The organism is Burkholderia arboris (assembly GCF_038723655.1).
Taxonomy (GTDB): domain Bacteria; phylum Pseudomonadota; class Gammaproteobacteria; order Burkholderiales; family Burkholderiaceae; genus Burkholderia; species Burkholderia arboris.
Genome location: NZ_CP109822.1, coordinates 2,431,075 through 2,453,252 on the forward strand (window position 1 = coordinate 2,431,075; position 22,178 = coordinate 2,453,252).

The 22,178-nt window shown below is 62.8% G+C and carries 33 protein-coding genes; 9 read left to right on the plus strand and 24 right to left on the minus strand.

Annotated features, from left to right (window positions below; all coding sequences use genetic code 11):
* Positions 1-11: 11 nt before the first annotated feature.
* The 23 genes from OHZ10_RS28135 to OHZ10_RS28245 form a co-directional block, all read right to left on the minus strand.
* Positions 12-536: a phage major tail tube protein gene (locus tag OHZ10_RS28135; protein ID WP_342705037.1), complete on the minus strand. Its 525-nt coding sequence runs from the start codon at positions 534-536 to the stop codon at positions 12-14.
* Between the two features lie 2 nt (positions 537-538).
* Complete coding sequence (locus tag OHZ10_RS28140) at positions 539-1,972, minus strand: phage tail sheath subtilisin-like domain-containing protein (RefSeq protein WP_342705038.1); 1,434 nt, start codon at positions 1,970-1,972, stop codon at positions 539-541.
* Positions 1,973-1,975: 3 nt separating this feature from the next.
* Positions 1,976-2,221 (minus strand): hypothetical protein, encoded by a 246-nt coding sequence (locus OHZ10_RS28145; protein ID WP_342705039.1) that lies wholly within the window; start codon positions 2,219-2,221, stop codon positions 1,976-1,978.
* Positions 2,218-2,682, minus strand: coding sequence for a Gp37 family protein (locus OHZ10_RS28150; protein ID WP_342705040.1), 465 nt, complete (start codon positions 2,680-2,682; stop codon positions 2,218-2,220). Before OHZ10_RS28150 ends, OHZ10_RS28145 begins: the two co-directional genes overlap by 4 nt.
* A complete protein-coding gene (locus tag OHZ10_RS28155) occupies positions 2,682-3,185 on the minus strand; it encodes a DUF1320 domain-containing protein (protein WP_342705041.1) in 504 nt (167 codons plus the stop codon). Before OHZ10_RS28155 ends, OHZ10_RS28150 begins: the two co-directional genes overlap by 1 nt.
* Positions 3,136-3,468, minus strand: coding sequence for a capsid cement protein (locus OHZ10_RS28160; protein WP_342705042.1), 333 nt, complete (start codon positions 3,466-3,468; stop codon positions 3,136-3,138). Before OHZ10_RS28160 ends, OHZ10_RS28155 begins: the two co-directional genes overlap by 50 nt.
* Positions 3,469-3,542: 74 nt before the next feature.
* Entirely contained in the window at positions 3,543-4,466 is a 924-nt protein-coding gene (locus OHZ10_RS28165) for a hypothetical protein (protein WP_342705043.1), read from the minus strand.
* Positions 4,467-4,511: 45 nt separating this feature from the next.
* Positions 4,512-5,627 (minus strand): peptidase, encoded by a 1,116-nt coding sequence (locus OHZ10_RS28170; protein WP_342705044.1) that lies wholly within the window; start codon positions 5,625-5,627, stop codon positions 4,512-4,514.
* A gap of 214 nt (positions 5,628-5,841) precedes the next feature.
* Positions 5,842-6,369, minus strand: a complete 528-nt coding sequence (locus OHZ10_RS28175) for a phage virion morphogenesis protein (RefSeq protein WP_342705045.1) — start codon at positions 6,367-6,369, stop codon at positions 5,842-5,844.
* Positions 6,366-7,202 carry a phage minor head protein gene (locus OHZ10_RS28180; protein WP_342705046.1) on the minus strand — a complete coding sequence of 279 codons (837 nt, stop codon included), beginning with the start codon at positions 7,200-7,202 and terminating at the stop codon, positions 6,366-6,368. Before OHZ10_RS28180 ends, OHZ10_RS28175 begins: the two co-directional genes overlap by 4 nt.
* Complete coding sequence (locus tag OHZ10_RS28185) at positions 7,195-8,670, minus strand: DUF935 domain-containing protein (RefSeq protein ID WP_425394786.1); 1,476 nt, start codon at positions 8,668-8,670, stop codon at positions 7,195-7,197. The genes OHZ10_RS28180 and OHZ10_RS28185 overlap by 8 nt, the downstream gene beginning before the upstream one ends.
* Positions 8,667-10,169, minus strand: a complete 1,503-nt coding sequence (locus tag OHZ10_RS28190; protein ID WP_342705048.1) for a terminase large subunit domain-containing protein — start codon at positions 10,167-10,169, stop codon at positions 8,667-8,669. The genes OHZ10_RS28185 and OHZ10_RS28190 overlap by 4 nt, the downstream gene beginning before the upstream one ends.
* A complete protein-coding gene (locus tag OHZ10_RS28195; RefSeq protein WP_342705049.1) occupies positions 10,166-10,711 on the minus strand; it encodes a DUF3486 family protein in 546 nt (181 codons plus the stop codon). Before OHZ10_RS28195 ends, OHZ10_RS28190 begins: the two co-directional genes overlap by 4 nt.
* Position 10,712: 1 nt before the next feature.
* Positions 10,713-11,045 (minus strand): hypothetical protein, encoded by a 333-nt coding sequence (locus OHZ10_RS28200; protein WP_342705050.1) that lies wholly within the window; start codon positions 11,043-11,045, stop codon positions 10,713-10,715.
* Positions 11,042-11,380 carry a hypothetical protein gene (locus OHZ10_RS28205; RefSeq protein WP_342705051.1) on the minus strand — a complete coding sequence of 113 codons (339 nt, stop codon included), beginning with the start codon at positions 11,378-11,380 and terminating at the stop codon, positions 11,042-11,044. The genes OHZ10_RS28200 and OHZ10_RS28205 overlap by 4 nt, the downstream gene beginning before the upstream one ends.
* Positions 11,377-11,976 (minus strand): hypothetical protein, encoded by a 600-nt coding sequence (locus tag OHZ10_RS28210; protein ID WP_342705052.1) that lies wholly within the window; start codon positions 11,974-11,976, stop codon positions 11,377-11,379. Before OHZ10_RS28210 ends, OHZ10_RS28205 begins: the two co-directional genes overlap by 4 nt.
* Positions 11,973-12,584 carry a transglycosylase SLT domain-containing protein gene (locus tag OHZ10_RS28215; protein ID WP_342705053.1) on the minus strand — a complete coding sequence of 204 codons (612 nt, stop codon included), beginning with the start codon at positions 12,582-12,584 and terminating at the stop codon, positions 11,973-11,975. The genes OHZ10_RS28210 and OHZ10_RS28215 overlap by 4 nt, the downstream gene beginning before the upstream one ends.
* A 2-nt stretch (positions 12,585-12,586) precedes the next feature.
* Positions 12,587-12,934, minus strand: a complete 348-nt coding sequence (locus OHZ10_RS28220) for a putative holin (RefSeq protein WP_342705054.1) — start codon at positions 12,932-12,934, stop codon at positions 12,587-12,589.
* Between the two features lie 66 nt (positions 12,935-13,000).
* Entirely contained in the window at positions 13,001-13,225 is a 225-nt protein-coding gene (locus OHZ10_RS28225) for a hypothetical protein (protein WP_122950028.1), read from the minus strand.
* A gap of 67 nt (positions 13,226-13,292) precedes the next feature.
* Positions 13,293-13,829: a hypothetical protein gene (locus OHZ10_RS28230; RefSeq protein ID WP_342705055.1), complete on the minus strand. Its 537-nt coding sequence runs from the start codon at positions 13,827-13,829 to the stop codon at positions 13,293-13,295.
* A complete protein-coding gene (locus tag OHZ10_RS28235; protein WP_342705056.1) occupies positions 13,810-13,998 on the minus strand; it encodes a hypothetical protein in 189 nt (62 codons plus the stop codon). Before OHZ10_RS28235 ends, OHZ10_RS28230 begins: the two co-directional genes overlap by 20 nt.
* A gap of 116 nt (positions 13,999-14,114) precedes the next feature.
* Positions 14,115-14,948 (minus strand): hypothetical protein, encoded by an 834-nt coding sequence (locus OHZ10_RS28240; protein ID WP_342705057.1) that lies wholly within the window; start codon positions 14,946-14,948, stop codon positions 14,115-14,117.
* 3 nt (positions 14,949-14,951) lie between these two features.
* Positions 14,952-15,380, minus strand: coding sequence for a hypothetical protein (locus OHZ10_RS28245; RefSeq protein WP_342705058.1), 429 nt, complete (start codon positions 15,378-15,380; stop codon positions 14,952-14,954).
* Positions 15,381-15,480: 100 nt separating this feature from the next.
* On the opposite strand from OHZ10_RS28245, the gene OHZ10_RS28250 reads away from it, so the two are divergent.
* A complete protein-coding gene (locus tag OHZ10_RS28250) occupies positions 15,481-15,663 on the plus strand; it encodes a DNA-binding protein (RefSeq protein WP_342705059.1) in 183 nt (60 codons plus the stop codon).
* Positions 15,664-15,708: 45 nt separating this feature from the next.
* On the opposite strand, the gene OHZ10_RS28255 is transcribed toward OHZ10_RS28250, so the two are convergent.
* Positions 15,709-15,945: a hypothetical protein gene (locus OHZ10_RS28255; protein WP_342705060.1), complete on the minus strand. Its 237-nt coding sequence runs from the start codon at positions 15,943-15,945 to the stop codon at positions 15,709-15,711.
* 120 nt (positions 15,946-16,065) lie between these two features.
* On the opposite strand from OHZ10_RS28255, the gene OHZ10_RS28260 reads away from it, so the two are divergent.
* The 8 genes from OHZ10_RS28260 (at position 16,066) to OHZ10_RS28295 (ending at position 22,117) form a co-directional block, all read left to right on the plus strand.
* Positions 16,066-16,545, plus strand: coding sequence for a hypothetical protein (locus tag OHZ10_RS28260; RefSeq protein ID WP_342705061.1), 480 nt, complete (start codon positions 16,066-16,068; stop codon positions 16,543-16,545).
* Positions 16,542-16,847, plus strand: coding sequence for a helix-turn-helix domain-containing protein (locus OHZ10_RS28265; RefSeq protein WP_342705062.1), 306 nt, complete (start codon positions 16,542-16,544; stop codon positions 16,845-16,847). The genes OHZ10_RS28260 and OHZ10_RS28265 overlap by 4 nt, the downstream gene beginning before the upstream one ends.
* 12 nt (positions 16,848-16,859) lie before the next feature.
* Positions 16,860-17,777 carry a DUF3102 domain-containing protein gene (locus tag OHZ10_RS28270; RefSeq protein WP_342705063.1) on the plus strand — a complete coding sequence of 306 codons (918 nt, stop codon included), beginning with the start codon at positions 16,860-16,862 and terminating at the stop codon, positions 17,775-17,777.
* 17 nt (positions 17,778-17,794) lie between these two features.
* Positions 17,795-19,594: an integrase gene (locus tag OHZ10_RS28275; RefSeq protein WP_342705064.1), complete on the plus strand. Its 1,800-nt coding sequence runs from the start codon at positions 17,795-17,797 to the stop codon at positions 19,592-19,594.
* Entirely contained in the window at positions 19,591-20,805 is a 1,215-nt protein-coding gene (locus tag OHZ10_RS28280) for an AAA family ATPase (protein WP_342705065.1), read from the plus strand. The genes OHZ10_RS28275 and OHZ10_RS28280 overlap by 4 nt, the downstream gene beginning before the upstream one ends.
* A 1-nt stretch (position 20,806) precedes the next feature.
* Entirely contained in the window at positions 20,807-21,136 is a 330-nt protein-coding gene (locus tag OHZ10_RS28285) for a hypothetical protein (RefSeq protein WP_342705066.1), read from the plus strand.
* On the plus strand, positions 21,133-21,381 hold the full coding sequence (locus OHZ10_RS28290; protein WP_342705067.1) for a hypothetical protein: 249 nt from the start codon (positions 21,133-21,135) through the stop codon (positions 21,379-21,381). The genes OHZ10_RS28285 and OHZ10_RS28290 overlap by 4 nt, the downstream gene beginning before the upstream one ends.
* Before the next feature lie 118 nt (positions 21,382-21,499).
* Entirely contained in the window at positions 21,500-22,117 is a 618-nt protein-coding gene (locus OHZ10_RS28295; protein WP_342705068.1) for a DUF3164 family protein, read from the plus strand.
* Positions 22,118-22,178: the final 61 nt, after the last annotated feature.

Genomic DNA, 22,178 nt, shown 5'->3' on the forward strand with positions numbered 1-22,178 from the left:
GAGGTGTTAGGTTAGCCGCCGATGTTGGCGCGGAAGTCGGCCAGCATGTCTTCGCCACCGACACGGAAGATGTTCGCCAGGTAGTCTAGCTCCAGCACTTCCTCGCCGTCGATGACCTGCTTGATGTAGGTCGCGCCGAACCCCGAGCTGAAATCAGCGTTCTCGTGTTGCTTGTACGTGCCGAGCGGATTCTTCTTGAACATCACGGTCAGGTACGTCACGAGGCTGACTTCCCGCACACGGCCTTGCGCGCCGTACGCCTCGATGCTCGAACGGCATTGCAGCGCGACGGCCTTGAACGGATTCGCCATGACCTTTGCCACGTCGGCATAGAGCGAGTTCCACTTGATCTCGCCTTCGAGCTTGTCCAGGCCGCCGGGCAGTTCCACCTTGCCGATCATGCCGAGCGCCTTGTGCTCGGCCATGATCGCCTGGACGTCTGGCAGCTTGATTTCCTCTGCCTTGCCGAGCATCGAATTGTTGAGCAGATACACGTTGGCGTTCGTGATCCGGTTGATTTGGACGCCACCCGCCATGATCAGTTACCTCCCTTCAGGGTGAGCAAGTACTCCGAGGTGATCTCGGTCTCGTACGTGAGGCGTTCGAGCGGCGGCGGCACCGTGTACTTGTAGTTGATGAGCAGGTGGCCGGCCGCCAGCTCCTCCTTCGGGTTGCGAGCCGGGTCGAACCACCCCTTGAAGCCGAGCAGCGCGCCGTCGCCGATCAGCTTCCGGCCGAAGCCGTTCACCGACTCGACGAGCGAATCGATCAGCCCCTGGTCGATCGGCGCGTCGGTGAACTGCAGGCTGAAGTAGCGCAGCGATTCGTTGATCACGTCGCCCGTACGGCGCACGTTCTCGAAGTTGCGCATGTGCGTCACGGTCGGCCATGCGGCAGACCGGTTGCCCCAGAGACGCAGGCCCGTGCCGTACGAGCTGAATACGGTCGTGATGCCCTGTTCGTTGAGCATGTTCACGTCCGATTGTGGATCGTCGATCATCGCCGACAGCGGCCGCTCGACGCCGGTTACGCCGACGAGCTGCTGATTCGAGCTGGACCACCAGTAACCCTTGTCCAGGTCGACGCGCGCACGAAGGCCCGCAGCGCGTGACGAGAGCGGCTCCAGGCGTTCGGCGTTGGTCGCGGCGTCATAGACCTTCACGTGCGGATAGCAGAGGCGTACGCGGTCGCTGGACGTGTTGAAGTTGATCGTGCCTGCCGGTCCGCGGCCGGCCAGCGCCTGCGCGAGCGTCGTGCCGATCGGCGCATCGATGTATGCGATTGCCCCGAGCTGGACGGCCATTGCCTCCAGCTCGACCGAAACCGAGTTTTGCGTGCAGTACGCCGGCGCGATCAGGATCTTCGAGAAGTAGCCGTACAGGTTGTACGTATCCTTCAGTGCCTTCATCCCCGTACGCATGCCGGCCGCGTTCACCGCGCCGATGATGTCCGCGGCCGTGACCTTCGTCGGGTCCGCGTAGTCGTAGGTCGCCTTGGCCGCCGTCGCACCGGCCGGAATCGTGCCGGTCTTGATCCGCGTGATAACGCCGCTGATGAGGTCGACGGCGTAATCGGTGCCTACGGCGTACGTCGAGCTGCCCGAGTCGCTCTTCAGCACGAGATTCGCTGCGGCCGGGTGCGCGAGTTTGGCGCGACCGGTCGCAGCGTCAAACGTGATCGGCTCGCTCGCAGCATTGCTCTTGTGGACGTTGGGATCGAGCACGTTGATCACGATCACCGTGCCGCTGCCGTAGTCATAGACCGCGTCGAGCGCTTGCGGGATCGTAAAGCCGGCGAGCTGCGGCCCGAACTGCGCCGCGTCGACGTCGGAAAGGGACTGAACCGGCGTATTGACTGGCCCGATCGGCGCCGTGCCAATCAGACCAATGACAGCCGACTTCACGACCTTGACGGGCCGCGAGCCGGTTTCCTTTTCGATGGTCTCGACGCCATGCAAATAGTTTGCCGCCATCGCTCACACTCCCTTCGCGACGACCGCGTTGTCCGCGGCCTTCGGTTGATCATCCGTCGCGCCGGTGCGCGCGGGCTTGCCCGGCTTCGTCGACGCGGGTGCCAGATAGCCCATCGCCAACAGTGTCGCCGTGTACTCGTGCTCCTCGGGCAGCTCGACTTCGGCGCCCGTATGAAGCATCACTTCCTGGACGTTTTCGCCGTCCTGCAGCGTGACGCCGCTGGTCGGTCCGCTGTACTGGTATTTCACGATTCCTCCTCGTAGGTAACTTGCGTCAACAGCGGTCCGTCGTTCGGCTCCGCGTCTTCGACAATCACGGCGCCCGCCGAAAACTCGATCACGTACTGCCACAAGCCGGCCGACTCCCCGAGAAACTTGTCGCTGACCGCCGCGAGCTTTTTGCAGTCCGGCGGGCGGAAACCCACCAGGGCCGTGCGAACGTGATCGAGCACATCGATTGCGCCGCCGCGGCCGTTGAGCTGGCGCAGCACAATCGCGACGGCGAACTTCACGCGCCGCGGTTGCACCACCAAGTTCGTGTCGACGGTCGTGTCGTACTGGCTGCCCGGATAGCTGACCAGCAACGCGCCGATCGCATGGTTGAGGCGGTATTCGTCCGGGCGCTCCGGGAAATACTCGGTCACCAGCGCCGGCAGCTTGAAGCGAAGCCGTGCGACAACGGAGTCGACCATTTCAAGGGTCGTCGCCATCAGAAGCGCTCCAGCAGGTCCGCGTCGAACTGGCGACGGCGCGCGCGAACCTTCATTTCGCCCGGCTCAGGCGTCGCCGGGCCGCTCGGGTCGCCGATCGTCAGCTTGTTGTCGCGGATTTTTTCGAGCATGTGCATGGACGCTTTGAAGGTCTGCGACACGGTGTCCGGCAGCGCTGCGCCTTCCGGTCGGCGGGCATACAGCCAGTGCCGTGCCAGATTGACGGTGACATCCTTGATGACCGTCGGCACCGGCGACAGCGGCAGGTTGTAGCGGCCGCGCAAGTGCGCGTCGACGATTTCCTCTGCCTGGCGCACGGCGCTTTCGACGATGTCGGAATTGATCGCCGTCGGCGCCGGCGCGCCGTAGTCGGTGGTCGTGTCGTTCGTCAGCTCAATGAGCGTCCGTTCCGGCACGGCCACCTTCAGGTCGGACAGCGTGCAGTAACGCACGTCAAATGCCCCGCAGGATGCGGATAACGTCACCCGCGGCCGTCGCAGCATCGAGCGCGAAGCCGTTCGATTTGCCGGTTGCCTTCGGGATCGCCTGGCCCGCCGCGTCCACTTCGACTTCAGCCTTCAGGTCGATCGGCGCTCCCGCCATCACGAGGATCGTGCCGAGCAGGTTGACAGATGCTTGCTCGCCGACATCGGCGCTCGTTTCTGCAACGCCGAGCGCCTTCTCGCCGGCTGCGCACACGCCACCATCGAATCCGACGAACTGGAAGCGATTCAGGCCGGCCGTCGCGGTAATGGAAGTGGTGAGGATCGGATGATGCGTTTTCATGAGTCATGTTCCGTTCGGGTGGGTCTCGCCCGAAGGCGAGACGTGGTCAGTACGGGATTCCGTGCGGCAGGCGATCAGCCGTTGATGCCCGAGATCAGGTAGCCGGCGTCCGAGCCGAGCAGGTACGGCCGGAAAATGTCCGTGGCCCGCACCAGTTCGAGCTTGCCGTCTTCGATGCGCGTGTCGACGACCGGATTGCCTTTCTTGCGCAGCGTGTAGCCGTAGGACGGTTCATACGGCGTGCGCTGTTGACCGCCGCGCTGCAGCGGAACGTAGGCGAGCACGATGTTGGCGCCCCAGATGTCCGTGAAGCGGTCTTTGTCGTCGGCGTAGATGGCTTCGCCGACCGCGATGTTCTCGACCTCGAAGATTTCCTTCAGCAGGTCGACGGTCACGATGCCCTTCATCGAGTACTTGATCTTCTCGATGAGCTGCGGGTGCGCTTTCAGCGTCTTGTAGGCCGATGCGCCGATCACCATCGTGTTCGGCCGGCGGCCGATTTTCGTCCGGATCGCTTCCTTGCCGTCCTCGACAACGCCGACGGGATCGCTGTTGGCGGCGGTGAACTTCTCGGTCGCGCTGAGTTGCTTCTTGTTGCCCGAGGCGTAGCTGCTCGCGTTCTGGGCAAGGTCCGCGACCATCTTCTCGCGGCGCAACTGGATCGCGTCGGTCGCAGTCTGGACAGCGGCTTGCTCCAGCGGAAACGCCGATTCCTGGTCTTCCCGGTAGTCGATCGGATACTCGAGATCGTGCTCGTCGAGGTTTACGTCGACGCTACCGATGTCTTCCGGATTCATGCGGTTCGACTTCGCGCGCAGCGCACGCTCCGTCTGGTAGAGGCGGAACGATTCCTTGCCGAACTTCGGAATCTTGCCGCCTTCCTTTTCCACTTCGACGATCGGCATCAGGGTCTGGCCGATGAATTCGGCGTTCGTGTAGCCGATCGCGAGATTCGTCAGCACGGGGTCGACGATTCGCAGTTTCGAGAGACGTCCCATCATTTCTCCTGGCTCAATGGCCTTTGCAGTGGCTTTCGCCGGTGGTTAGCGGATCACCGCGTTTGCGGCTGCCGCGTAGTCGACGTTGTGCTCGCGCATGTACGCGCGAATGCGGCCGTCCAACTCGACGCGCTTCGGGTCGACGTTCTCGCCGTACTCGACGGTGTCGACGCCAGTCGTCGTCACCCCAGCGCGTTCACGCGTTGCGTGCTCGCCGAAGTCGACGACCTTCGGCAGCTCGCCGAGGAACGAACGAAACGCTGTCGCCAGCGGTTGCTTGGCATCGCCTTCGCCGAACTCGAACGGCTCACGCGCGGCGAAATCGAGCACCGCGACGACTGCGTCCTTGTGCTTCGGCGCGAGCGTGCCGCCGGTGACGAGCTGCTCGGCATACGACACGTGTTCGCCGTGGCGGCGATCGTCCGCCGCCTTGCGCTCACGCGCCTGCGAGTCAGCGAGCTGTTGCTTGAGCTGGGAGTTTTCGGCCTCCAGCGCGTCCTTTTCTTCGCGGGTCACTGCGGGTTTCTCCTGCTGAGTGGTGGGTTTGGTTGCCGCGTCGCGCTCGGCGAACGCGCTGGTCGGCGCATCGTCTTGCCGCGCGACTTCGCGGATCGACTCGATTTGCCAGTCGGGAACGACCGTGTCGGCCGTGTCCTGGCCGAACTGTGTGAGCAGCCATTCGCGCATGCGGCGCCAGAGGCCTGCGTTCAGCTCTTGACCCCAGTCGCTGAATTCGACGACGCCTTCGTTGCCGTCGCTGAAATTGACGTCGCGCAGGCCCTTGAGGGCCGGCGGCTGCGCGCCGAGAAAGCCGACGTGGCGCAGGTAGTAGATGCCGGGCACCGGGTTGTGCGGCGAATCGGGGTGGTAGAAGCTGGCGCTGATCTTCTTGTAGCGCCCGGCATCAACGAGTTCGGCGAATGCCGGATCGACCTGGGTGGGTGCGGCCTGCAGATTGCCGGCCGACGCAGAGAGCGACGCGACCCAGCCCCACGCAGGGGCGTTGTCGCGCGGATGGCCGATGACGATCGGCGCTTCGTGGACCTTCGGGTCGTATGCGGCAGCCGTCGCGGCGAGATCCGTTTCGGCGAACTCAAGCACGCGACCGCTCATGTCGGTCTGCGTGCCTGCCCGGAAAATGTGGAGTGGTTTCGCGTTCATGCTGCCCATCATCGGGCGGCGAACGGAACGGGTCTTTTAATCGGCTTTACGATTGAACCGGAGCGATACGCGCGATGAGGGGAGCGCGGCAGGTTCTGACCAAACCCATAAAGCCTTTATAAAACTTTACGAGGCAGCGTCAGGGGGCGACGGCTATCGTTGCGCGCGTCGGGTGGTCCGGAGGCGCGCAGAGCGCGATCGGCTCGTCGACAGGTTAGCGGCGATTCGCTGCGTCCATCAAGTGACGCAGGATGGTATTGAGCACCGGCTCGACGGCTTCAGGTTGCAGCTCGCCGTCGGCCGTGACCGGCAGCCACGGCCGGGCGGGAACAGTGACCTTCAATCCGCGACCGGCTTGCCCGCCGAACTGTTGGATTGCGGCGTACTCCTTGTTGCTGCCAATGACGGCCGAGTCGTCATCGTGATCGGTCGAGACGCTCGCGGCCATTTGCCCGCTGTCCTGAAGGATCATCAGCCCGGCCTTGCGACGCGACGCGGCCGCGGTCAGCTCGCCGTTTTTCTTGTATGCCTTGTTGCCGCCGACGCGCATATGAACCGTCGCTTCCGACAGCGCCTGCCAGCGCGGCCGCCCCTGCGCGGCGAAATTGTCTTCGGTGACCAACACCAGGGCTTGCGCGATCTTGCGCATCGCGCCGGCCTTCTGATGTCCTGCCTGTTCGAGCTGAAACAGGCGCGTGCGCAGCGCCGAGTCGTCGATCTGGAACTTCACAAAATCGCTCACTGCAATTCCCTCCTGGCGATCGTGCCGAGATCGCCCGTGTAGCGCGATAGATCGGGCTGCCACGCGGCCGCACCTGGGTTGTAGCTCCAGCCGACGTCCGGCGACACGACGATTTCGCGACGTGTGACCGGGTCGACGGTGCGGAACGTCGCGACCTCGCGCATCTCACCGGTTTTCTCGTTGACCAGCTTGAGTGTCTTGCCGAGGCGCTCGCCGGCCGACTCGACCTTGATACCTCGCACGATGATCTCGTCGTGCGATAGCGCCACCGTGCGGCACCGGCAGCCCCAGCCATTCGGCGGATAAAACGACTGCCAGAACGGATCGTCGTACCGGAACACTTTGCCGTTCATGGCGCGATGGCTCGGGCGCGTCCGGCTGTCGAGGATCGCGACGTACATCCAGTACGGGCGATCCTCGACGTTCGCGATCTGCTCGGCGTAGCGGCCCGCCATGTAGGCGGTCTGCAGGTTCGTCCGGTAAATCGTCTGCAGGCGCCACGGGCTGCCGAGCTGAACCTGGCTGACTTCGCCGGTGTCCTGGTCGACGTGTTCCTGCTTTCCCCACCAGCCCTTGGATTGCAGGACAGGCGTCAGCTCTTTCGCGAACCATCGCAGCGTCTTGCCTTCGCTGATCGCGGTTTCGACGGCGTTGCGAATGTCCTGCAGGATGTCCAGGCGCGTGACCTTGGCGACCGTGAATGCCTTCGCCTGGGCGTCCTGCCAAAGCTCCTCCCAGTCCCACGTGATCTCATAGCCCTTGCTGCGCAAGTACTCGATCGCCTTCTTCGGCGGCAGCTTCATGCAGTAGCCGAGATCGACCGCTTCAGGCATGGAGACGCCCCCAGAGGTTCGCGACGAAGATCGCACGGGCAAGGCGTTCCTGCAGCGCGTCGGTGTCGAGGTTCGGATACAGCTCGGCGAGCATGCCGAGCAGCTCGTCGGCGCTCGCGCCATTCGCAATCCGCTTTAAAAGCGGCGCGACCAGCGCCTGCGCGTCGGCATTCAGGTCACGCGCGGACAGCGTGTTCAGCGCAGCGTCGAGCGCGTCCTGGTCGGGCGCCTCGAATTCGGCGAAGGACGCGGCGCCGACGGTGGCGACGGCAGACACCGGCAGCGGCCGTTCGTCCAGGTCGCCATCCTGCAGGTTGTACGCACGCTTGAAATACGCCGGCGTGAAGCGCGCGCCAGCTTGCGTCAGCTTCTGGTCGCGGCCGGCCTGAATCTCGTCGACCTGTTCCTGTTCCCACATATCGAAGACAGGCCGGGCGGCGCCGTCGAAGTTCAGGTCACAAATCCAACGGATCAGCATGTTCATCGCTTCGGCGACGATCGCCTTGTCGCCGTCGCGAATGTCGTCCGTTACCTCAAGCCCGGCCTGCGCGGACGCGCGCGTCGACGTCGCCTCGGTGGTCTGGTTCTGGCCCAGCAAGGCAATCGACACCTCGCCGCGGCAGAAGTGCAGCAGGCGCTCGTAGACGTCGGCGCTGCCGCTCTTGCCGGCGGCTTCCTTGATCTCGATGCTGGAATCGTCTGGGACGACGGCGACAGCATCCTGCACCATGTCTTCCAGGCAATCGAGCAGCAGGTTCTTTTCGCCATCGGATGCGCTGCGCGGGTGCTTGCCGACCAGCATCGGCGAACCGTATTTCTCGGTGAACTGCACCCAGAATTTGAGGCCGCCTTTCTTGAACGTCGTCGGCCAGAAGCACATCGACAGGTCCGGAAAGCCGTAGGGGTTCAGATACGTGGCCTCCTGGCGGGGGACCAGGAACTTGCGTGCCGGCAGTTCCTCGCCCTGAACCCAATGTTCTTTGCTTCGAAAGCGGAGCTGGTTCTCCGGGTCGTAGACGAACCAGTCGGCCGGCTTGCCGACGACGTCGATCGGCACAATGTAGTTGCCGACTTTGCCCCAAGTGATCTCCATCGGCTGATAGCCGTACAGCACGGCGTCCAGCATTTCGGTCACGATCCGGGACAGGTCGAGGTCCGCGAAGACGTCGGCGATCGACTTCGCGACGCGACTCTTGGCCTGGCCCCGGTCGAGGCCCCATTCGAGCGCCTTCACAGCTGCCTTGCGGCGGCGCACGCAACCGCCGACGTGCGCGTCCGCGCGCAGCTCGCGGTAGACGCGGATGTCCTTGCCGAGCGCCTTGAGCACCGGGTCGGGATTCGGCAGGTACATGCCGAGCGCGAAGAAATCGATGCTGCGCGCCCGCGTCGCGATTTGCGACGACAGCGACGTGTCCGGCTCGCCGAACGTTACAAACTCGGTGGGGCTGACCCACAAACCCTTGCTCATGCGTAACCCTCTGTCATTCGGACGCTGGAACGGCGCCGCCGCGATTTGGCGGTCACCGGCCCCTTGTTCAGTTCTCGGCTCGCGTAATACGCCAGCGCGACCGCGACGGCGGCGTCGCCGTGACGCTTGCCGTCGTCCTGGCCGGTCGTGCGTACGTCCGGGATGCGCGGCACGCCCTTGATGACCTGGACGGCGCGCAGGTCCGCGAGCACGTCGGCATCCTTCGGAAGGCCGTCGAGCGTGCCGTCCTCGAATGCGGCCTTCACGGGCGGCATGTGCTCGCGATACCACGACTCCGACAACATCACTTGCTGGATGCGCGACGCGCCGTAGCGCTGCATTGCGACCTCGGCGAGGTACTGGCCGTTGCCTCGCGCATCGAAGGCGCCGCCCGTGAAGCGCGGCAAACGATCGAGCAGGTAGAAGGCAATCTGCTCCTGCTGCCGGAACGGTACGTTGCGCAGCTCGACGATGAACGGCACGCGGCGGATCAGGTTATGTTGCTCGATCAGCGGCACGTGGACCGTCAGGTCGCCAGTCCGGCCGAAGTCCTCGCCGTTGTACGAGCGGGCGTCGGCCGGCAGCGCCGTGAGCAGCGGACCGAGCGTCGCTTCGAGCCAATCTCGGCATTCGGCTGCGCGGATGTGATCGGGAAGCACCTCGAAACCTTGTTTGCAGGCCCAGCGCAGCACCGGCGTATCAGCCGACATGCGCGACTCGATCAGCGCGCGCGACAGCCATGCGCCGCCGCTGTTCTTCGGCACGCAGTCAAGTTCTTCCTCGGCATCCGCGCCGTACGACGCACGAATGTCCTTGACCCACTTGGCTTCGCCCTCGGCCGTCCAGGTTTCGCCCTTGCGCAAACAGATGCGTTGGTAAAGCCCGTCGCGAACCGCATCCTCGAAAGTGATGCGATGCAGGCTGTACGGCTTCTTGCCGGTGCGGACGTCAGTGACCAGCTCGTTGAACGCGTTGTCGACGCCATCGTGCGTCGAAATGATGTGGACCTGCCCGCCCCACATCAGCAGGGCCATCGCCGCCTTCAGCAGCTCGCCGAGCTGCTCGTGGAACGCGGCTTCGTCGATGATCACGCGGCCTTGCTTGCCGCGCAGGTTCGACGGGCGCGACGACAGCGCCGTCACGCGAAAGCCCGACGCGAAGCGGATCACGAACGCGAGGATCGACTTGTCGCCGTCCTTGTCCTGAAAGACTTCTTCGGTCTCTTCGATCTCGTCGGCCGCGAGGCTGTAGAACTTGGCCCAGTCGGCGCAGTCGCGAATGAACTCCTGCGCCATGTCCTTGTTGTAACCGACGTACCAAACGTCCATGCCGCGCTGGCTGGCCGCCAGCAATGCGGAATCGGCCGCTTCACCCCAGGACAGGCCGACGCGGCGCGACTTCTCGCACACCTTGACGGGCGACGTGTCGGCGCACCATTTCTGCTGATACGGCAGCAGGACGGCCGGCGCACGGTCGACTCGACTATCGGCGTTCGTCATCCTGCAATCCCGAGAATTTGCCGGCGAATCACGTCGGCAGCGTCATCGGACAGGCCGCCACTCTTGACGACCTTGTCGACGGCCGCGGCCGCCGCTTCCGCACGCGCCTGGACCTCCAGGCGGAACTTCTTCTGGTTCACGCTCGCGCGGGCCAGCGTCGCGATGTTCTTGGCGGCCTTCGACAGCAGCGTAATGCGCTCGCCCGGATCGGCGTCTTCGTCGGTCGCTTCCTGCAGGTTGACGATCGATTCGAACATCTCGGTTTGCACGAGCGCGATGACGGCTTCGGAGCGTGCGTCCTGGTCGTCGGCGGCGCCTTCGGTCAGGATGCGTGCGGCTTCCGTGCTTGCCTTGATGGCGGCGAAGCGGCGCTCGATACGCTGGCCGTACCGGTGGATCGCCGACTTGCTGATCTGGTAGCCCTTGTCGCGGAGCATCTGCTCCAGCTCCTGGTAGCCGGTGAAATTGCCATCGACGAGCGCGCTGTCGAGCCAGTCGCGTACGGCTTTCGGCAGGCGTTGCACGCCGCTGCTGCGCCCCATGTCACTGGCTCCAGTACTTGGCCGGCCGCGCGATGCCCGGCTCGCAATCGATCGTGTACTCGGCGATGTCGACGCCGTAGCGCGTGAGGTCGCCCCACCAGCGGCCGGAAGGTTCCTTGCGCAGCTTCACCAGCACGCGATCGGCGAGGTAGTCCAGCTCCTTGCGCACTTCGAGCGCCGTAATGTCGGCGAAGATCGAGCGCATTGTCATCTGGATCACTTCTTCGACGACCTCTTCGGGCCGTGCGTTGTACAGGGCCAGAATCAGATACCAGCGCAGCGATTCACGGCGAACCTTGGCGTGGTCGATTCCCAGCGGATTGGTGGTCGTCATTGATTTCCCCGGAGTTGTACGTTTTCGAATCTGAGCGCGATCGCATCGAGCTTCGCTTCGATGACGGTCTGGTTGCGGACGTAGTCCTCGCGTCGCACATACTGCAGCGGTAGCTCCGCCTGGAAGCGCAGGAAATCGCGCTCCAGGCGCGCCGTGTAATCGGCTTGCCGCGTGAGCTGCTTTCCCAGTGTTTCGAGCTGGTCCTCTTGCCGCTTGTCGCGAGCGGCCTGCTGACGCTCGATTTGCACGAGCAACACCTTGCCGGCCGCGATCAGCAAGCCGATGAACGTCGCGAGCATCGACACCAGTTGCCAGAATTCCACCTGTAACGTCACTGCGTTTCTCCCTCGATGTAGTCGATCAGCTTGTTCAGTTGCGATTCGATGTCGCGGCTGCGGCGGCTGGCATCGACGTGGTGGGCGAGGACGTCGTCCTGGCGTACCCCGGAGTCAAGGGCGTCATCGGTGCCGGCCGGTGCAGCAGTTCCGGCGGCAACACCGGTCGCGGGCATGCCATCGGCACCGGCGGCGGCGTTCCACACGCCGACAAAGCCGATAGTGAAAACGCAGCGAGGCAAATCCTGAAGAGGCGCATCCGGCGCCGGGCGGTATTGGCTCGTGACACTGGGAATTCTCCGTTTCAGTTCGTCGACGTCGAGCGCGTGCCGGGCTTTCTCGGCGAACAGGTCGCTGGCGAGCGCCGCCGCGCGCTGCGTCTCGGCACGCTCTTTGATCCGCGCCTGGTCGACGGCGTCGCGTGCGCCGTCCGCGTATTGGCGTTCGAGCTTCGCGACCTTCGCGTCGCCGGCAAGCGCACCGGCGTGGTACCCGCCGATGTACGCGCTCGCGCCAGCGGCAATCGCGCCGACAGCCGCGGCACCGACAGCAACCGCCACGCACTGGCCACGTGAAAGCAGGACAGGAAAGTTCATGAGCACGCTCCCGGCCCGAACCCGGCCTTGATGTAGCGCGGCTCGAACGTGCGCAGGATCACACGCGGGTAGCCGCGGTTCTCGCGGAATGCGGCCGCGTGTCGGCCGGCGTTGAACCGCTCGACATGACCGAACCAGCGCTGCCGATCGGCGCCGCCGGCGGCCGTCACGCGCTGATCGCGATAGACCCAGCCCAGGCCGCCGTTATAGGCCGACAGCGTCATCGCCATGCGGTCGCACGCGCCGGCCGCCGTGATGCGCTCCCAGAGGTGCCGGTCGTACCGCACGAGCGCACGAATCGACCAGGACGGGTTGAACGGCTGCGCTTCGCCCAGCTCGGCCGGATAGGTACCTGCGATCCAGTCGACCGTTGACGGCATGAACTGCGACATGCCACGGGCGCCGACGATGCTAACGGCGTCCGCTCGCCAGCGGCTTTCCTGGTGGATTTGCGCCGCGAACGACGAAACAGGCGCATTGATGCCCCAGACGGCGCGCGCGTTGCGCGTCAGCTCGGCGCGGTACGCCAGGGCCTCGGAAGGCACTTGCGCGGCTGCCGGCGCGATTGCGCCGAGCAGCGCGACGACAAAGGCGATCAGCACGCGCATGGTCAAAGGCCCAGCGCGACGCCGACCACGACGCCGAGAACGATCACAGCCCGTCGCAGCATGGCCGCGGCGAACACCAGTTCGTAGCCGGAGACGACGCGATAGTCCGCGTCGAGCGGTGGTTGGAGCGAGCCGACGCGCCAGTCGTGTTCGAGATAGCTGTCCGGCCGAGCATACGGAAAAAGCCCGCGGTCGAGCCAGTACGCAACGACGGCCGCGAGGCTCACGAGGCTCAGTTTGTAGAGGGCGACGGGCAGTTGCTGCGGCGAGAAAAGCGCGATGGCTGCAACGAGGATGATCGCGGCGACGATCCAGCTCGTCAGCCGCGGGAAGCGCTTGATGAAGGGCATATGACCTCCCGTAGTGGATATGCCGTCATCTTGGACGGCATGCACGGGGAGGTCTTTTAATCCGCTTTAGCGGTCAGCTTGCGCCGCGTTTCTGCGATTCAGGCCATCGCGAAACAGCAGACCGCCGACGCGCACGAGCGTGCTGACGTCGGCCTCGGTAAGGCGTTCGAGTGAGAGATCAATCCATCCGGCGAGCAATGCGATCGCATCGTCCGTGTCTTCCGTGTCGCCAGTCACGTCGAGGATCTTCGCCTGATGTTCGAATGTGGCAATGACAGGATGAATGTTCATGCGCCGACTCCATGACGGGGGAGTCATCCAGCATAGGTGATCGGCGCACGCAGGAGCAAGGCGAAATCTACGGCTTCGACGCGCGCAGCGCGTGCTCCTGAAAATCGAAGAGCTGAGAGAACACGCGCTGCCAAAAGCCGACCTTCGCGAGATTGGCATCCGGATATCCCATCGCCCGCATTTGCTCGTTGTGACAAATGACGTTGAGCACGTGCAGAACAGGCGGCTCCTCGGCCTCGATTGTCAGCCGCTCGCCGCGCACTGCGAGCAGCAAGTCTTCATCCGGCGCCGATAGCGCCATGCGCTTCTCCAGGCCGATGAACTGGCGCGCGAAATCTGCATGCGATCGCGCGCGCTGCGACGAGCCCACAACCAGGTTGATCGCTGAGAGCACCGTTACGAGCCCCGCCGCGACGAGCGCGACCACCTTGTATTGCTGTTCGAGCACGCCGTACACCGCCGTTGATCCGAAGATCACCGACAGCATGTTGGTCATCTGGTCGAGTCGATCGAAGAACGCGCGGCGGCGGTTGTGGTAGCGGATCGACCGGCGAATGTCGAAGAGCTGGTTATGCCACTGCAGTTCAAGACTGGTCGTTCCCATTGCTGTTATCCCGTGTCGGCAGCGGCGGAGGCGGCGGCAGCGTATTGACCACTTCGAAACCCTTGTTGAGGTCGCCGTAATCACTGCGCTCGCCGTGATCGACGCTGTCGTACACCGGTACGCCCTTGTTGTTGGAGTCGGAATTCGGATTGTTCTTCGGATTGGTCATTGTGCTGCCCGTAGTTTCGAAAAGGAATTAATGCTCGTTGAGACTCGCGTTGGCCTGTTCGCCGGCCAGTTCGCCATCGCTTACGTCGAGCCGTGAGATCGCGCCAGATCGAGACATTAACGTCTCTGCGACGACCTAATTTGCCTCCACGACGGAAGCCCATCGCCAACACCAGCAACGCACTCGATATCCGGTGCTTCGGCGTTATCGATCACACTACCAACAGCGTAAGGAGTGCCTGAGTACATGCACTGTTTGGATTCGTAGAATTGAACGGTCTTTGCGAGCTTGTTCGCGCTACGCCATATAACGGCACCACACGTCATGGCTACCATCAGCGCTACTGCAAGGACAATCAAATTTCTTCGACCTGCAACGAGTCGATGATTCGCGTTGTTGATGGCTGCGGTGAGCTCGCGATTTCTCCCTTGACTGGTTTCAAGTCGCTTCTTCAGCTCGTCCTCGAAATCGGTAGGTCGAAACGCTCCTTCGAAGATTTTGACCGGTTTTCTCTCTGCTCTTGCCAACGCCGATCGGAGGGCCTGCATTGCTTCACCTTGCTTTTGGAAGCGAGCCTCCAATTCAGCAAGTTCTACTTCTTTGCTTTTCAGTTGCACCGCCAAGGTTGTCGCTGGCGGTTTTTGGCCCGGGTTGGGCTGTTGCAGCTTCGCAAGTTCGAGAAGTAAGCCCAAGATGGTTTCTGCAGGGTCGCGGTGAACCAAGCACATTGTCTCGACGGTTTCCACACCGATTGTGCGGTGAAGAAACTTCCATGTTTGCCACCCTGGCGTACCAAACTCGATTTCCAACTGCCGGACAAGTTTGTTCAGGTCTGCACGTTCGACCTTGGTTAGTAACCGACCTTGACCGTAGTTGTGGTTGACAACATCACGGCCAGCTACGTCGCCAACTGGTCCCAAGAACTCTTGCTTGCCCCCGTCCATTTCCACGACCTACCTCTTCTTTTTGATATCACGCCCGGCAATGTCACCAGTTGGCGCTTTATGAAACACCTGCATCGATCCTTCGATCTTCTTCGACGCGTCATTCCCGGCCCCGAGTAGAACGCGTAAGGCTTCGTCTTGTAAGCCCGGAGGGCTACTGCGAAATCGTGCCAACAACAGTTGCTCCTCGGGAGTCAACGGCATTGGAGCCGGCTCCTTTCTACTGCCAGTTAGGACGTAAGACGGGTCGACCCGAGCCGCAATAGCAAGAGCAGCAAGAAGGTCGGCCGACAGCCGCTTGCGTCCACCCAAGACATCTCGAAGCCCCTGGGAGTCCGGCTCCCCAGCGAGTCTGGCGGCAGCAACGGGCTTCAACCCAAGACGCTCGAGTTCCTCCTTCAAGCGAACGTGTATCAATTCCACAATTTCCTTTGACATCGTGGAATATATCCACGATACTTCCCTCACAAACAGCAGCGAATTCACCCGCAAAGTTGCTTCGCCGCTGTCTCCAACAACCCAACCACGGAGGCTACCCGTGACCGTACCCAAATTCAAAGCTTGGCTCCGCAGCCAAGGCAAGACCATCCGCCAATGGGCCCAAGAAAACGGCTTTCCGCCGGAAGCGGTTTACCGCGTCCTCAACGGCGTGGACAAGGCTCATTTCGGGCGCGCGCACGACATTGCCGTCAAGGCCGGTATCAAGCAAATCGCCGCCTGAGGCGAACTATGCGCGACGCTTTCGGCTTCCCGGTCAATAGCCCGGTCATCGGCGAGACCTCGCTTCGTCCAGCATCTGCACCATCTGCAGAACCACTTCGCCGCCGCGCACCTGTATCGGGTCAGCCAACTGGCGACGGGCAGCGCCGAAACGGCGCAGTGCCTGCGAAAAGCGTACGCCGTCGACGCAGCCTTGTTCTTCGAGGTGGCCGATGAGTCGAAGCATCGTCTGCCCGACAGCATCCACTCGTGCCGCCAACTCACTGAAATCCGAGTCCGTCATGGAACATTTTCCCCGTAAGAGTAACCGCTTTTCATTCTACGAGTCGCAACGTTGTTGCATAGGCGCAAAACGGGAATTTGTTTGGAATCGGCCGGAAACCGTTCTGAATGGGGACTCTCAATGAGCCGTCGCAATTGGAAACGTATTCAGCCGCATAGCCTTCGACACGCACTCGAACTCTGTAAAGAGCATGCACGCGAACGGCGCAACCTCAGTGTCGAGCGGATCGCCGAACACATGGGGCTTGCCGATCACTGGACCCTCTACAAGTGGTTCCAGTCGGGCCGCATGCCGATCTCGCTGATCCGACCGTTCGAAGAAGCCTGCGGCTCAGACTTCGTCACCCGCTGGGTGGCGGCCAGTGCTGGCCGTCTGATCATCGACATCCCGACTGGTCGCGATGCCTCGGCCGAAGACATGCAGGTCCTGCAGCGCACGCTTAACGCGGCTGTCGGGCAATTGCTCGATTTCTATGCTGGCTCGGCCAACGCCGACGAGACGATCGCGACGATCCAGCAGGCAATGGAAGGGCTTGCATGGCACCGCGGAAATGTCGAGCGCCATGTGCAACCGGAACTCGACCTGGGAGCGCCCGAATGACTGCGAACGCGACCACAAAGTCCGCCGAGAAAGTGCTCGAAGTCCTCAACGTCCTGCTCGGCCATTTCGCGCACGGTCTGACGCCGGGCGAGGTTGCAAAGGCGACGAACCTCTCGCCGTCGAACATCACGCGCTATGTGGCGACGCTTGAGGCGATGGGGTTCGCGGAGCGGATTCCCGAGACGGGTCGCATTCGTCCGTCCGTGAAACTGGCACAGCACGCCGTCGGCATTCTGCGCAGCTTGGACAACGCCCGAGCTCGAATTGAAGAAACCGAAAACCGCTTGAAGAAGTACGTCTAACCGGAGAAGGCTATGGGCCGCAACAAACATGAAACAACCGTCGTCGCGGCTGACGACACCCTGGAAGTACTCCCCGCGCTTACCGAGGCAGCGAACGCACTTGCTGCACGCTCCAGTGAAATTTCGAAGCAGTTCGGCGATGGTTTGCCGTATGAGCGCCATCGTGTCGTGAATGAGGCTCGCTTCTACATGGCGCAGTCAGCCGAAGCCATGCTTGAGGCCGGGAAGCGCCTCATCGTACTGAAGGAGAACGAGGCGCACGGTGAATTCGAGGCGATTGTGCGCGAGCACCTGGGCCTTCCTGAGCGTACCGCGCAACGGATGATGCAGGCCTCGTTGAAGTACATGGGCCCGGTACTGTCCGCAAAAGCGCCAGCGCTGGCGCTTTTGGGAAAAACGAAGCTGTTCGAGCTGATGACGGAGGATGACGAAGAGCTGGCGGCACTCGCGGACGGCGGCACGATCGCCGGGATGGACCTCGACCACATCGATCGCATGACCAGCCGCGAACTGCGCGCCGCACTTCGGGAAGCGCATGAAAACGCCACGGCACAGGCTCGCCTGCTGTCCGACAAGAACGCCAAGATCGACGAGCTGGCCGCGAAGAAGACACGCGTCAAACGGGTTACGCCCGACCAGGAAGGCGAGGAAATCCGCAAGGAAACCAGCGCGATCGCCTTCGAAGCTGAGTCGGTCATTCGCGGCAATCTGCGGGCCGCGTTCGAAACCCTCGCGCAGCATGCCGAGACGAACGGTGCGCCGCACGACGATTTCATGGCTGGCGTCCTGGGTCAAATCCAGTTGTCGCTCAACCAGCTTCGAAGCGAGTTCGGCGTCAAGGCCGCTGCGGACGGTGACGACGTCCCGCAATGGTTGCGTGATACGGCAGCCGGGACAGCGGCTGCCGACAACGCGCTCGCCGCTAACTGACTCGGGGGCTCGCGACGATGAGTGCCGTCTTGAACGAACGCATTGTGGCTGTCGCCCAGGCAGCTCGCGCGGCCGGCCACGGCAAGAAAGGTGCGATCTACAACGCGGCCTGCCGTGAGCTGGGCCTGTCTTTCACCACCCTGATGCGCAAACTGAAGGAAGCCACTGTGACCACGCAACGCAAGCGTCGCGGCGACGCGGGTCAAAGCTCGCTGACCCATGACGAAGCCATGCTCATTTCTGCGACGCTCATCGAATCGACCCGGAAGAACGGCAAGCGTTTGTATTCGGTCGGCGACGCTGTCCAGGTGTTGCGTGCGAACGGCATGATCCGCGCCGAATTCCTTGATGAGTCGACGGGAGAGTTGCGACCACTGTCCGATAGCGCGATTCAACGCGCGCTGCGCATGTATGGCGTTCATCCTGACCAGTTGCTTGCGCCGGCCCCGGTGACCGAGCTGGCGAGCCTGCACCCGAATCACGTATGGCAGATCGACGCGAGCCTGTGCGTCCTGTACTACCTCAAGCCGTCTGCTGACGCTCGTTCGAACGGACTGCGCGTGATGGATCACGCCGAGTTCTACAAGAACAAGCCGAAAAACCTTGCCCGGATTGCTACCGATCGCGTATGGAGCTACGAAATCTCCGACCACGCGAGCGACTGGATCTACACCGATTACGTGATGGGTGCGGAGTCGGGTGAAAACCTCTGCTCGACGCTCATTAACGCCATGCAGGAACGCGGCGGCGCCGACCTGCTGCACGGTGTCCCGCGCATTCTGATGCTCGACGCGGGCTCGGCGAACACGGCCTCCATGACCCGCAACTTGTGTCGCTCGTTAGGAATCGAGCTGATCGTCCACAAGGTCGGCAACGCCCGTGCAACGGGACAGGTCGAGAACGCACGGAACATCATCGAGCGCAAATTCGAACCGGGTCTCAAGTTTCAGCCGGTCAACAGCCTCGACGAGCTGAACGCGCTCGCGAAGCGTTGGCGAATGCACTTCAACGCGACGGAAACGCACAGCCGTCACGGTGCCACGCGTAGCGAGGCGTGGATGCGCATTACCGCCCAGCAACTGATCAAGGCCCCGTCGCTCGACGTCTGCCGGGAGCTGGCGGTTGCTGCACCGGAAAGCCGCAAGGTTACGCCAAAGCTGCGCGTGTCGTTCCGTGGCGAGGAATACGACGTGTCGTCGGTGCCGGGTGTCATGGTCGGCGAAAAGCTGATGATCACGCGCAATCCGTGGCGCGACGATGCCGCGCAGGCAGTCCTGACAGGCGAAGACGGGCACGAGACGTTCTTCGTTGTCCCGGTCGTGACGCGTACCGAATTCGGCTACGCCGAAAGCGCTGCGGTGATCGGCGAAACCTACCGGCGGCATGCCGATACGCCGGCACAGCACGCGCTTCGTGAGATCGAGCAGCTCGTGACCGGTACGGCAACACCTGCGGAGGCCGAAGCGGCCCGTAAGGGCAAGACGCTGCCGTTCGGCGGTCGCCTGGACCCTTACAAGCACCTCGACGAAGCCGATCTTCCGACGTACCTGCCGCGCCGTGGCACCGAACACGACCTCGTTGCGCCGCGCGTCGAACTGGCGCCGCTCACGCTGATCGAGGCCGCGAAGCAGATTAAGGCGGCTGTCGAAGCCGCGGGCGTCGACTGGAGCGCCGACCGATTCCGCTGGCTGCAACAGCGCTATCCGGACGGCGTACCGCAAGAGCAGCTCGACACGATCGTTGCCGAGCTTACCGGCCCGCGTGCGGGTCAACAGCAACCGCTGCAGCTCATTCGCGCAGCGGCAGGAGGTCAATGATGTTGGTCCTGAAAAGCGTTCTGCAACGCGCCTCTATCAAGCAGGCCGAACTTGCGGAGCACCTGAATCTGTCGCAAGCGGCGGTCGCCCAGATCGTGAATCACGGCGTATGGCCGCGCAGCCTCGACGACCTCGACCTGCGGGAACGAATTCTCGACTACCTGGAAAGCAAAGGGGTGTCGGACGCCGGAGAAGGTGTTTTCGATGAAGTGAAAAAGGTGGGTGGCCCGACCGATGTCTTGGCGGATACGACGGGCCACCCGGTCTCCCAGCCGAACAGCAATACCGATCTCAACCAGGAGGAATCCATGTTACTGCGCAAACAGGTTCTCGCACCAGCCACCCGTAAGCACTTCGGTCTGTTCCGCGACCCGTTCGCCGATGACATCCAGTCGCACGAGGATATGTTCGTTAGCCCCGACATTCGCTACGTTCGCGAAGGGATGTTCCAGACCGCAAAGCATGGCGGGATGATCGCGGTCGTGGCGGAATCGGGCGGCGGCAAGACAACGCTGATGCGCGACCTCGAAGACCGCGTGATGCGCGAGAACCAGCCGATCATCGTCATCAAGCCGTACGTGCTGGCGATGGAGGACAACGACCAGAAAGGCAAGACGCTGAAGGCGACGCACATCGCTGAAGCGATCATGGCCGCCGTGGCCCCGCTGGAGAAGGTCAAGAGCAGCCCGGAAGCGCGCTTCGCCCAACTGCACAAGGCCCTGAAGGAAAGCCACGCGGCGGGCTACCAGCATTGCCTCGTGATCGATGAGGCACATGCGCTGCCGATCGCGACGCTGAAGCACCTGAAGCGGTTCTTCGAGCTGGAGATGGGCTTTAAAAAACTGATGTCCATCATCCTGATCGGTCAACCCGAGCTGAAGGTCAAGCTGTCGGAGCGTAACCAGGATGTTCGGGAAGTTGTGCAGCGCTGCGAAATGGTCGAGCTGGCCCCGCTGGATGGACCGCGCCTGGACGAATACCTGAAGTTCAAGTTCGGCCGTCTCGATAAGCCGGTCGCCGACGTGATCGACGCCGGTGGCGTCGACGCCTTGCGTGCGCGGCTCACGATGACCAGCACCCGACGCGACCGCGCCGAAACCGTGTCCCTGCTGTACCCGCTCGCGGTTGGCAACCTCCTGACAGCCGCGATGAATTTGGCCGCCGGCCTGGGCGTGCCGGTCGTCAATGCAGACGTGATCAAGGGAGTCTGACATGGGCGCCATCGTGCAAATCAAACTGCCGCCCCTGCGCAATCTTCTGCCTGACGGCACGCGGGTCTTCGACGCGGAGTGCGTCTCGCGCCTGACGCTGCTGAACGCTTGCGCGCGGGCGCTGCGCGGGTTGGGCTACCGGGTGCTGGCCGAAGAGATCACGCCGCGCGACGGCGGCCGGCCGACGATCCAGATCGGCCCGTACCTCGTGAAATCGTCCGACCTGTTGCGAGAGCGTGCTGGCGGCATTTCGATCACGCGGAAAGGCAACCGGCAGTTTGCCTCCGTCATCTTCATGAGCGTTCGCGTGACCTGGGAGATCGCAGCATGAACCCGTTCCTTGGCCCGCGCTACGGCAATGTGCAAACGGAGTACTGCACGGCCGACGACCGCATGCGGATGGTGCGCGAATTCGATCGCGTGAAATGCGAAGCTGCTTTGGAGGTGCCGAACCTTCAAAAAACGGTCCGTCGTGCAGTGCTCGCGCGACTGAAGAAACTCCGCGCGTTCGACCGCGAGTTCGCGGCCGAGTCGACCCGCCTCACGAAAGCCTCTTGCTCTCGGAGGAAACCGTGACCGACGCCATCGCTATCGCCGTGGGAATCGTCTTTCTCGTCTGTCTTTGCCGCAAGGAAATACGTCGCTGGTGGACGAGCTAACCAACCTTCAACCATCTACCGATCAGGAGCATCACATGGAACAGAAACAGATTCCGAACGGTTACTGGCAGGACGCGAAAGGCTGCCTGATCCCGGAAACCATGATCAAACCTATCGATCGCGAACGTGATCGTCTGGTGCGCGAGCTGGCCGACGAAGCCAAAGCGAGATCGAAGGGGCTCGTCGACCTGAAGGCTCGAATCTTCGGCGATATCTCCGCCTTCATCGACCTTTCCGCGGAGGAATACGGCTCGAAGATTGGCGGCAAGAAAGGCAACGTCACGCTGTACTCGTTCGACGGCCGCTATCGAATCCAGCGCGCCATACAAGACCGCATCGCGTTCGATGAACGCCTGCAGGCGGCCAAATCCATGATCGACGAGTGCCTTCGTGACTGGACCCTGGATGCCCGCCCCGAGATTCAGGCGATCGTGACACAGGCGTTTGCGACCGACAAGGAAGGCCAGATCAACACCGGCCGCGTGCTCGCGCTGCGTCGCCTGGACATCACCGATCCGCGCTGGCTGGAGGCGATGCGGGCAATCGGCGAAGCCCTGCAGGTGATCGGCAGCAAGTCGTATGTCCGCGTCTATGAGCGCTTCGGCGACACCGATCAATACGTACAGATTCCGCTCGACATCGCGAACGCGTAACCGCGACACCGAGCTATTTCGCTGGCCGCGAGCGTTTCGTGGCATCCACCATACGGAGCAT